Genomic DNA, 11,321 nt, shown 5'->3' with positions numbered 1-11,321 from the left:
GAAGAAGAAAAAGGAGGAGACCCCGTACATCAAGTTCTTTAAGGACAAGAAGGTGGAGAGTGCCCGTGGCAAGTTCGTCTCCCTCCACAAGATCGACGGCGAAGTCTTCCTCGAGCTCCCCACGAAGTACCTAGGGCAGGAGCTGATGATGGGGGCGACGATCACCTCCACCACCGACCCTGACTATCTAGCTGTGGGGTCGAAGAACTCCGCTCCCTTCGTCTTCAGACTAGAGAAGCAGGACAGCGTCATCGTCATGAAGGCTCCCAATACCCTCGTCTACCGCAGGGATGCCTCCCGTCAGCTACAGCAGGCCCTAGAGCTTAACTACCGTGATCCTGTGGTCATGTCCTTCACTCCGAAGGTCTACACTGCCGATAGCTCTGCCGTAGTGCTCAGTCTTAACTCGCTCGTCACGGAGAGCAATCCTTTCTTTGAGATTATCCCCAAGGAGCAGGGCCCCTACAAGCTATCCTCATCTAGTAATGGTAACCTAACCTTCATCCGAGGGCTAAAGGCCTTCGATACCAATGCCAGTGTCAAGGTCGAGATGAACTTCTCCGTTACGGCCTCCCTGATGGGCGTGCTGACCGTGGCGAAGGATATGCCCCTCACGGCAGAGGTGACCTATACCATCCTTCCGGTGAAGCCCTCGCAGGCTACCCCTCGTCTAGCCGATGCCCGTGTGGGCTATGAGACGTCACGTAAGGTCTCCTTCCCCGACTACCTCGACCAGAGTGAGCCGGTGTACCTGGCTCACCGCTGGTGCCTCGTCCCCAAGGACAAGAAGGCCTATGCCAAGGGCGCTCTCGTAGAGCCTGAGAAGAAGATCACCTTCTACCTCGACAATGCCTTCCCTACGACCTGGGCCAAGGCTGTGAGAGAAGGGGTCCTGAGGTGGAACAAGGCCTTTGAGGCAGCGGGTTTCCGCAACGTGATCGAGGTGCGAGACTTCCCTCTAGACAAGAACTTTGACCCAGACAACCTCGAATACTCCACGATCCGCTACATACCTAACTCGCAGGAAACCGTCTCGGGTGCCTCATGGTTCGACCCACGTACTGGGGAGATCTTCAACGCTTCGCTCCTGATCTATAACAACGTGGAGAGCCTCCTGCACAAGCAGCGCTTCATCACCACCGCTGCCGTCGATCCTGCTGTCCGTAGTGCACGCTTGCCCGAGGATCGCTTCCTCGAGTCGCTCTCTGCCCTCGTCACGCAGGAGGTAGGGAAGACCCTTGGCTTGCTCAATAACTATGCTGCCTCCACCGCTTATTCGACTGCGAACCTTCGCTCTGCAAAGTTCACGAATGAGCAGGGGCTAGCTCCCTCGATCATGGATGGAGAGTTCTACAACTATGTAGCACAGCCTAGCGACAAGGGTGTCCGCCTCATCAACAACGTCCTCGGCGAATACGACCGCTACGCTATAGAGTGGGGCTACCGCTACTTCCCCGAGGAAGAGGGTGATCCCGCCCGTGAAGCCAAGCGTCTGGTAGAGTTTGTCAATAAGAAGGTCGCTAACCCCATCTACCGCTATGCCCCAAGGCAGACCTACTCCGTAGACCCAACGGTTCGTACCGAAGACCTCGGGGATGACCACCTGATGAGTAGCACGCTTGGGATGAAGAACCTAGCGATCATCTGCTCGCACCTCGAGCAGTGGATCCAGAACGACCCCGACAGTCGCAAGAAGAAGGCGATGTACCTCACCGTCGTCCAGCAGTACTACCTCTACCTCAAGAATGTCATGTCGCTCGTCGGGGGTGTGGTGACCCGTGAAGCTCGTCTCTCCACCGGCCTACCTCGCTACCAGGTCGTACCTAAGGCTAAGCAGCGCGAAGCCTTCCAATGGATCCTAGCGGAGGCTAAGCGCTTCCAGAGCTATGCCGATCGTAGCCTAGAGCGGAAGCTACCGATGGATGTGAGCTACTTTGACCAGCTACTGGAGTTCATCAATAACGACATCCTCAACCTACGTGCCCGTATCATCATCGCTTCGCAGGTAGATAAGAATAGCTATTCGCTCGGGGAGTACTTCGACGACCTCTACAAGGCAATCTTCGCCTCCACGATTGCGGGGACTGCCCCCAACCACATGGAGCGCTTCATGCAGCGTAACTTCATCGACAAGGCTGTAGCTGGTGCTACCAATGCCCGTCAGGCTACCCCCAACATGCCCTATGGCTTCACCAGCGGGCCCGTGACGATGGATATGCTTCGCCTCAGTGCCTCTGCCCCTACAGACTTCTCTACGCTCCTCGGCAGAGGTCGTCTCAGCTACGGCGGTGGTGACCCCTCGGCTAACATCTATCCGATGGCCAATGTCCCTGCCCTCGACACCTCTGACCAGTACTTCTACGCAGCGCTGGTGAAGATACGTCCTATCCTAGAGCAGCGAGCCAGCTCCACCACCGACAGAGAGCTACGTGCGCACTACCAGACACTAGCCTTCAAGGTCAAGAAGCTCCTCGACGACAAGAAGTAGTAGACCAGGATACGAATAGATATGATGAAGAATAGATCGATCACCCTGCTCCTCTTAGCTGGGTGCCTCACACTCGCTCCTCTATCGGCTCATGCAGGTATCTTCGACTTCCTTAAGAGGAAGAAGAAGCCAGCCAAGACGGAGAAGCCCGTAGAGAAGACCCCCTACGAGCGTATCCTTACCTCTGGGAAGATCGTCTCCGCTAAGGGGGACTTCCTCACGCTACACAAGACGGATAACAAGCTCTACATCGAGCTACCCGTCAAGACGATCGGCAAGGAGTTCCTCCTAGCAGCTACCCTCTCCTCCATCTCCAACCCTCAGCTAGGGATGGTAGGCTTCAAGAACGGCAACCCCATCCACATGCGCTTCGCACAGAAGGATAGTGCTATAGTGATGGAGGCCATCAATACCGAGCCCTACCTCACCCCAGCGGACGAGAAGGAGCTACGGCCACGTATCGCCTCGAGCTACACGGATCTGGCCGTATATAAGTTCCCTATCAAGGCTTGGAACAAGGACAAGACCACCGTGGTCTTCGATGCCTCCTCCCTCTTCCTAGAGGATCAGAAGTATCTGCCACTCATGGCTAAGAGCTTAGGGTCATACAGCGTCAGCTCCAGCCCACAGCGTAGCCTGACGCATATACGGGAGATCAAGTCCTTTGAGGACAATGTCTCCATCAAGGTCGATCGTAGCTACCGCATCACGCTCTCCTCGGCACGTGGCGGCGGTTCGCCTCTGAAGGACTATCCCGTGACCCTCGGGGCGACCTTCACGCTACTGCGCCTGCCCGAGGAGCCTATGACCCCACGCCTAGCTGACACCCGTATCGGGGTCTTCCAGATCAGCAAGGGGGCATATAACCCCGAGAGCCAGCAGTTCGAGTCGGCACGTTTCGTCAAGCGTTGGCGTCTGGAGCCTTCGGATGTCGAGGCCTTCAAGCGTGGCGAATTGGTCCGCCCCAAGAAGCCCATCGTCTACTATGTAGAGAATACCTTCCCCCCAGTCTGGAAGGAAGCTATGAAGGAGGGAACACTACGCTGGAACAAGGCCTTCGAGCTCATCGGCTTCAAGGATGCGATCGAGGTGCGTGACTTCCCCACCGATGATCCTACCTTCGACCCCGATAATCTCAAGTACAACTGCATTCGCTACGTCCCCATCGCTACCGAGAACGCTATGGGACCCTCTTGGTCTGACCCTCGCACAGGGGAGATCATCAATGCCTCTGTACTTGTATGGAGCGATGTGTCTAAGCTCAATAACAACTGGCGATTCATCCAGACTGCACAGGCTGACCCAGCCGTACGTGCCGTGAAGCTACCCGATAGCCTCATGTCCAAGTCGCTGAAGTACGTCATCGCCCACGAGATCGGCCATACCCTTGGCTTCATGCACAACATGGCGGCCTCGGCGGCCTACACCATCGACTCCCTGCGCTCTCCTTCCTTCTCCGCTACGCACGGTACGACGCCCTCCATCATGGACTATGCGCGCTTCAACTACGTCGTGCAGCCCGGAGACAAGGGGGTGAGCTTTGATCCTCCTACCGTAGGGACGTACGACAAGTACGCCATCGAATGGACGTATAAGTACTTCCCCGATACGAAGGGGGATCTCATCGAGGAGTCTAAGCGAGTCTCTGCACTGATCGACCAGCATGCCCACGACCCTGAGTATCGCTATGGGGTACAGCAGATGGGGGATCGTCGCTATGACCCCTCCGCTATCGAGGAAGACCTATCGAATGACCCAGTTAAGGCAAGTACCCTAGGCCTCTCCAACCTCCGCTATATCCTCAGCCACCTAGGGGAGTGGTTCCCCAACGATGACGAAGCAGAGCACCGTGCTACCCTCTACGAAGGGATCGCCAATCAGGCGATGCGCTATGTCTCCAACGTCTTCCTCAACGTCCCTGGGATCTACCTCTATCAGACGAGCGAAGCCTCTGGCCTACCCCGCTACAAGGTCGTACCGAAGGCCGAGCAACGTGCCTCCGCTATGTGGCTCCTAGACCAAGCGGTCTCGATCGATAGTATGCGCAATGAGCCACTAGAGCATACGATGAGTGATGTCGCTGCCGACTCTCCCTTCGTGCGCCTAGGTGCCCTCACGAGAGCGATGGCTATCCGCAATATTGCCAACCTCAACCTCTCCTACTACCTAGACTCCACCTCCTACTCGCCCCTCGAGTATGCGGACGATGTCTATGCTCGTGTCTTTGCCAAGACGGAGCAGGGTAAGGAGAACCTCTCCTTTGAGGAAAAGCAACTGCAGGACTACTTCGTCCGCTACCTCATCGGCTACACCTCTGACCTTGCTCCTAAGGGAGGCGGTCGCTCCTCCCTCTCCATCGCAGAGCTCACGGGCTTCGCAGAGCCTACGGAGCAGGTACGCACAGAGGGTATGACAGACGAAGAGTTCATCTCGCTCCTGCCTCAGCAGGCTCCCCACATCTGCTCCTATGCGCCCTCGAGCTCAGCGGATGCGCATGGGCACTCAGGGGTAGGCTTCCTCAACTTCGGGAAGAGCTACGGCGAACCAGAAGATCTCTTCACCAACGCCATCAATACGACAGAGTCGCTCTACCTGCCACTGCTCTATCGTACGCAGGAGCTCCTGCGCCGTGTAGCGCCCAAGACGGCAGATGCGACCCTACGTCAGCACTACGAGTTCCTACTGCGTAAGCTCGACCAGATCACCAAGTAGCGACCTCGCTAGCTCCATATAGAAGCAGAGACGGTGGTATAGGACTTCCCTATACCACCGTCTCTGCTTTTGTGTCAGGGCTGACGCATGGAGTCACTATAGTGCGAGGGCAAGGTCGTGGGGGAGCATACGCCGAAGATAGAAGTATCCGTGTCCTAGGAGTAGAGACCCCCAGTGTATACCTCCTACCTAGGAGGGATGAGTATACACGTGTGTACACAACTGTATACCCACGTGTACACAACTGTATACCCACGTGTACACAAGTGTATACACGCGTGTACACAAGTGCCCTCTAAGTATATCCTCTGTAAGGCTCGCTTGTATGTCTATTCCTCGGGAGTAATGCCTAGGATCTTTAGTGAAGGGCTAAGGCTCCCTAGGATATGAAATAATATCCCCGAAGATCCAAAGGTAGGAGTATGCGAGCGAGATCGTGCGTCGGCCCTGGCTTTAGTGTCTGTCGGGGAGTGGTGTCTCGTCGTGGTTGGTGGTGAGCAGGCTACATGCTTAGTTCCTACTGACCCTTGAGGGTATTGTCCTTGGTTCTCTTTGGGTAAGGGTTAGGTAGATTATGCTACTCACCAAGTGGTCTGCTCTCTTGCGTCCCCTCCTTAGCTCTCCACGGGTGCTGGAGTCGGGGAGTGGTGGTACTCGGCACGTAAGCGAGCGAGTAGGAGTACGACCATGAGGAGGGCATAGAGCCCCACGAGTTCGGCTAGGCTAAGGGGATAGCGCAGATGCAGTAGGGGCACATCGGCAAAGGTGTTGGTCAGCCCTCGCATGAGTTCTGTGAGCCCCTCTAGCCCCTCGACGAGGGGAGCTGGGAGGCCGCTTGCCCCTACGGCTAGCAGGAGGAGCACAACGAGGGTCACGGGGATCAGAAGGGTAGCCAGCAGTGTAAGGGGCAGGGAGGTAAAGACGAAGGCGAGCGAACTGTAGCCAAAGAAGTAGAGCGACAGGGGTAAGACCAGTGGCTGTACCGAGAGCGTGAGGGCGATCCCGCTCCACAGATAGCTAAGGGGACGGCTACGTAGCCTGCCCACACTCCTATAGATAGGCCGATAGAAGAGGTAGATCCCAAGTAGGGCAAGGTAGGTCAAGGGTAGGCTCGCCGAGAGCAAGCTCGCAGGGCTAATAAGTAGCTGTACGAGGGCGGGGAGGGTGAGCACCTCGGGGAGTGAAGTCGGTCGCCCAAGTCCCCGTGCGCCAGCATAGAGGGTAAGCATCAGTGCTGCTCGTAGGGTGGGGATGGTACAGCCCGTGAGGAGCGTGAAGGCCCAGCCCCCGAGGAGCACGATCCCCCACCGTAGGCGGTGGTGCCGCCTCATCCCTGGGATGCACCCTAGGATGAGGGTGAGTGCCCCGACGACGACCGCTAGGTGAAAGCCACTGACGGCTAGCAGATGGGCTACTGCCCCAGCCGTGAATTCTCCTCGGATGCTCCTGCCTATGCTGTCCCTCGGGATATAGCCTAGGGCGATACCCGTGAGGACGCTCTCAGCATAGGGCGAGAGTCCGATCTGCCCCAGCCGAGTGCGCAGATAGTCCCTACAGCGTAGGGCGAGGAGCGTCGGGTGAGAGGCCAATAGATGAGCCCGTGGGGTAGGGTGGTGGGCTATGCTCCGACCTCGGGCTGTCCCTGAGAGCCCAAGGCTAAGGAGGTAGTCTCGGTAGCGTGACGGGAGGGTAGCCTGCCCAATCCCCTCATAGTGCCCAATCCGTAGGACGAGGCTGTCTCCGACCTGTGGGACGAGGCTGTCCTGTGTGTAGAGTCGTATGCGTCGTCCTCTGTCTGCCCCAGAGAGGAGCTCTACATCCCAGCTCTGTCCCCGATCCCGGGGCGAAGGGCTGTCGATGAGCCTTGCCTCGACCTCCCCATGCTCTAGGCTGAGGGGACGCTCCAGCGTCTGCATGGTATGGGAATAGTAGAGCCTAGCCCCGAGGACGAGGGTAAGGCCAAGCGAGAGGGCAACGAGGCGACCGCTCCACCTCGTCGCACCTACGGTCCCCGAGGCTCTCCATCCATAGAGGTAGGCCGAGAGCAAGCAAAGTCCCCCTAGGGTAGCGAGCACAAGGCTCAGCCACCCTAGGGGGACAAGTACTCGGGAGCTATAGCCGAGTAGGATGCAGAGGAGTAGCCACCCGAGTGGGCTATGTAGCCAGCGGTCACGGCTGGCGGACAGACGCCCACTCTGCCAGCTCTCTACCAGACGTCTACCCCAGCGCTGGGGCAGGGGACGGCGGAGGGAGTTATAGGGAGCGTGGGAGCACCTTGAGGCTGTGGATGGCTGCCTTGGGGTCGGGGTGAGAGAAGACATAGCTACCAGCGACGAGTGCGTCAGCACCAGCCTCCACGAGTGCTGCTCCAGTGGTGGCATTCACCCCTCCATCGACCTCGATGAGGGTGCTGAGACCACGCTCCTGGATGAGCTGCTTGAGACGTCGCACCTTGTCCACGGTGCGGGGGATGAACTTCTGTCCTCCGAAGCCTGGATTGACGCTCATCAGCAGTACCATGTCTAGGTCCTCAAGTACATCGGTGAGGAGCTCTACGGGGGTGTGAGGGTTGAGCGTCACGGCAGCCTTCATCCCTGCACTCTTGATCGCTCCGATGGAGCGGTGCAGGTGAGGACTGACCTCGTAGTGGACGTTCATCGTGTCTACACCGAGGGCGGCAAACTCTCGGACGAACTTCATCGGCTCGACGATCATCAGATGCACATCTAGGGGCTTCTGGATCACGGGACGTATGGCCTCGAGGATCGGGAACCCAAAGGAGATATTGGGCACGAAGACCCCGTCCATCACGTCGATATGTAGCCAGTCTGCCTCGCTCTCGTTGATCATCCTGACTGCCTCGTCGAGGTGCAGGAAGTCCGCAGAGAGGAGTGACGGAGCTACGATCGTAGTCGTTGCACTCATGTCTTGTCTATTGGGGGGTAGGGTGGTTAGATGGCTGTGGCTAGGAGACGAAGGCGACGCAGGGTCTCTTGGTGCCTTGGGCGAGTGCGCTCATAGGCGGCACGGGCGATGAGGTTGAGCTTCTCTCTCTCTGTACGGGGGTAAGTCTGTACCATAAGCAGGCTAAAAGTATAAAGTCGAAACAATAAGCGTCAGGGGCTCGACCCCCTGACTACGCTCATATAACGACCTCACGCCAGCTACTATTATGGGAGGGAGAGAGAAAGGGACTACCCCGCCAGCCGAGGGGTGAGCCTACGGGCTCAGAGACTCCTTGGTGGCGGGGTAGGATAGTGTTGGGTGGTGAGGGGGCTAAGACTGCTTGAGGAGCTCCTTGATGCCTCCGAGGGACGAGAGTACGCCCGAGGCTTCGTAGGGCAGGTAGACGGTCTTGGTGTCCTTGCCTGAGGTCATCTCCTTGAGGGTCTCTAGGTAGCGGACGGCGATGAGGTACTGGGCGGGGTTGGCGCCTGAGCCCTCTACGGCCATAGCGATTTTACGGATGGCTTGGGCTTCGGCTTCGGCGGTGAGGAGCTTAGCCTCGGCCTCAGCCTTAGCGTGTAGGACCTGTGCCTGACGCTCACCCTCTGCGTGATTGATGGCCTGCTGCATGCGTCCCTCTGACTCGCGGATGGTAGCCTCCTTCTGCCCTTCGGCGTTGAGGATCTGGGCACGCTTGTCACGCTCGGCGCGCATCTGCTTCTCCATAGCGTCACGGATGTCACGGGGGGGATTGATGTCCTGTAGCTCTACACGATTGACCTTGACGCCCCACTTGTTCGTCGCCTCGTCGAGGATGATGCGGAGCTTGTTGTTGATGGTGTCACGGCTGGTAAGTGTCTCATCGAGGTCCATCTCCCCGATGATGTTACGTAGGCTCGTCTGGGTGAGCTTCTCGATGGCATCGGGTAGGTTCTGGATCTCATACATGGCACGCATGGGATCGACGATCTGGAAGTAGAGGATGGCGTTGATCTCGGTGACGACGTTGTCCTTGGTGATCACGCTCTGGCGAGGGAAGTCGTAGACGGTCTCACGCAGGTCAATATTCGTGATCTCGGTGAAGCGCACGTAGGTCTGCCCATTAGGCCCAGGCATGGTGTAACGCCAGCGCATGGGGCGGGGACGATCGATGAAGGGGATGATGATGTTCACCCCGGAGCCTAGGGTGCGGTAGTACTTCCCTAGACGCTCGATGATGACCGTCTGTGACTGCTGTACGATGCATAGCCCTTGGTAGATGGTGAGGATCACCAGTAGGGCCAGGACGATGGGGATGATTAGTTCGAGTGGCATTTGTCTGTCTGTTTATATATGTATGATGTAGGGTATCTCTGGGGTGTTGCTCTGGGGTGGGGTCAGTGGTGGGGCATGAGGGGCTCTACCTCGAGTACGAGGCTCTGGTAGCCTCGGATACGTACCTCGGTGCCAGCAGGGATGGGCTCTGTCGTCTCATGTGCGACGGCTCTCCAGCTATCGCCGTCCACGGCGACACGTCCGCCAGCGTCTCCGGGGAGGATCTCCTCGCTGACGAAGACCCGACGACCGATGAGGGCGTCCATTCCGGTCTTGGTATCGTGGAACTGGAACCACCGGCACATCAGGGGCTGTAGTAGCCACAGAGCCAGCAGGCTCCCGATGCAGAAGGCGATGATCTGGATCAGCCAGCTCAGTCCGAGGGCTGCCATGGGGATTGCCACCAAGGCACCCACACCGAAGCAGGCAAGGATGAAGCCTGGTGTGAGGACCTCGAGGGCAAAAAGGATGAAGGCAGCTACGAGCCAAAGCTGCCAAATAGGTATCTGTTGGATGAAGTCTACCATATGGAGCGTCCGTGTATCAGGGTTTACTAAATACTTACCCAGCAAAGTTAGCCAATAGCACTCATTTTTCCTATACCTATATAATAGGGGCTCTCCCCACTCCCTGCTCTCCCTCCACCTTGTCCCAACGAGAGCGAGGTCTGTATGGGAGCTATGCCCACACAGACCTCGCCTGTCCACAGCCTAAGGCGTGGAGGTGTCGTTTAGTAGGCGGGTAGGCAGAGGAGGGTTGCCTTGTGCGTACGTAGCCCCTCGCCGGTAGCGAGGCGCTCGGTCAGAAGGCTAGCGATCTTCCCCTTGGCGAAGGCCAGACTCTGCTGGCTACCTCTTGGGTCTAGTAGGACACTTCTGTCATCGGTCTTCCCTCCGTCACAGATGATCTGTAGCTTGTGTGGGGGCTCTGTGGGCTCTGTGTCGGGGACTGAGCCGAAGAGGTCTCTGTCGAGGAGTAGTAGGGAGACCAAGACCCCAAACTGATCCTCGAGTGAGGCATAGATCCCAAACTCCTGTACGTAGATCTCTCGCTTGATCTCATCGTCACAGATGAGGACGAAGGCTGTATTGCCCTTAGCAGGATCGACGTGCTGGGGGAGCATGGTGAGTAGTCGGTCAGAGAGCTTGGCTAGGGCTTCTGCACGGGCGGATTTAGGGTCAAGGGCTAGGCTCTTGGCGTTGGGCTGGTTGTAGCTTACCCGTAGGGGAGCGAGCTGGGCGCTCTGGAGGTATACGATATCCTCCTTGACTTCCTCTGGTAGCTGCTCAGTAGAGGGAGCAGACTCGGGATCAGCTACGGTCTCTATGTCTCGATCCTTGGTGCAGGCGAATGCACATAGGAGGATGAGGCAGAGAGAACTGAATAGTGTCTTTGGTGTCATAATCGGCTTTTTAGGCTTGATGATTGGACTTGACTGTGATCTCTCTTAGAGTTAGGGTGTGACGGGGGGCTCACCTTGGGGTGGGGCACGCCACATCTCCCCCAAAGGTAGTGAATGTGCGGGAGCTTATCCCCTCGTATTGTTACTCTCCCTCTACTTGCTGATAAATAGCGTGTTGCGTTGGGGAAGCTGACCCCTCGCATACCCCTGTCAGAAGGGGGCTCAGACGCTCTTACCGAGAGCGCCTTTGCGTTCTTACCGAGAGCGGTCTGGCGTTCATACCGAGAGCGTCTCAGCGCTCATACCGAGGGCGCCTTGGCGTTCTTACCGAGAGCGTTTTTGGGGTGTTGTGTGCGTACTCCAGCCCCCTCGGGAGGGGGCTCCACGGGGTGCGTAGCGAGAGCAGGAGACCGGGTGTATATCAGCTAGTTGTGAGCAGGATGGAGTAGCGTGGGGGGG

At 57.6% G+C, this 11,321-nt stretch carries 8 protein-coding genes; 2 read left to right on the top strand and 6 right to left on the bottom strand.

From position 1 onward, the window contains the following. Positions 1–2,488, top strand: a 2,488-nt coding sequence (locus QZ170_RS08740; protein ID WP_297180026.1) for a zinc-dependent metalloprotease, incomplete at its 5' end; no start/stop codon positions are given. A 21-nt stretch (positions 2,489–2,509) separates the two neighbouring features. Beyond that, positions 2,510–5,200 carry a zinc-dependent metalloprotease gene (locus QZ170_RS08735; protein WP_297180023.1) on the top strand — a complete coding sequence of 897 codons (2,691 nt, stop codon included), beginning with the start codon at positions 2,510–2,512 and terminating at the stop codon, positions 5,198–5,200. Positions 5,201–5,814: 614 nt separating this feature from the next. On the opposite strand, the gene QZ170_RS08730 is transcribed toward QZ170_RS08735, so the two are convergent. The 6 genes from QZ170_RS08730 to QZ170_RS08705 form a co-directional block, all read right to left on the bottom strand. Then, entirely contained in the window at positions 5,815–7,521 is a 1,707-nt protein-coding gene (locus QZ170_RS08730) for a ComEC/Rec2 family competence protein (RefSeq protein WP_297180020.1), read from the bottom strand. After that, entirely contained in the window at positions 7,454–8,125 is a 672-nt protein-coding gene (gene rpe, locus QZ170_RS08725; RefSeq protein ID WP_297180017.1) for a ribulose-phosphate 3-epimerase, read from the bottom strand. The genes QZ170_RS08730 and rpe overlap by 68 nt, the downstream gene beginning before the upstream one ends. 26 nt (positions 8,126–8,151) lie before the next feature. Next, complete coding sequence (locus tag QZ170_RS08720) at positions 8,152–8,280, bottom strand: hypothetical protein (protein WP_297180014.1); 129 nt, start codon at positions 8,278–8,280, stop codon at positions 8,152–8,154. 196 nt (positions 8,281–8,476) lie between these two features. Next, positions 8,477–9,460: an SPFH domain-containing protein gene (locus tag QZ170_RS08715; protein ID WP_297180012.1), complete on the bottom strand. Its 984-nt coding sequence runs from the start codon at positions 9,458–9,460 to the stop codon at positions 8,477–8,479. Positions 9,461–9,522: 62 nt separating this feature from the next. Beyond that, a complete protein-coding gene (locus QZ170_RS08710) occupies positions 9,523–9,987 on the bottom strand; it encodes an NfeD family protein (protein WP_297180008.1) in 465 nt (154 codons plus the stop codon). A gap of 203 nt (positions 9,988–10,190) precedes the next feature. Beyond that, positions 10,191–10,862, bottom strand: a complete 672-nt coding sequence (locus QZ170_RS08705; protein WP_297180005.1) for a hypothetical protein — start codon at positions 10,860–10,862, stop codon at positions 10,191–10,193. Positions 10,863–11,321 lie beyond the last annotated feature (459 nt).

Source organism: uncultured Porphyromonas sp. (genome assembly GCF_905372525.1).
Lineage (GTDB): Bacteria > Bacteroidota > Bacteroidia > Bacteroidales > Porphyromonadaceae > Porphyromonas.
Note: the sequence above shows the minus strand (reverse complement) of the source record. Positions and strands in the feature narration are given on the sequence as shown.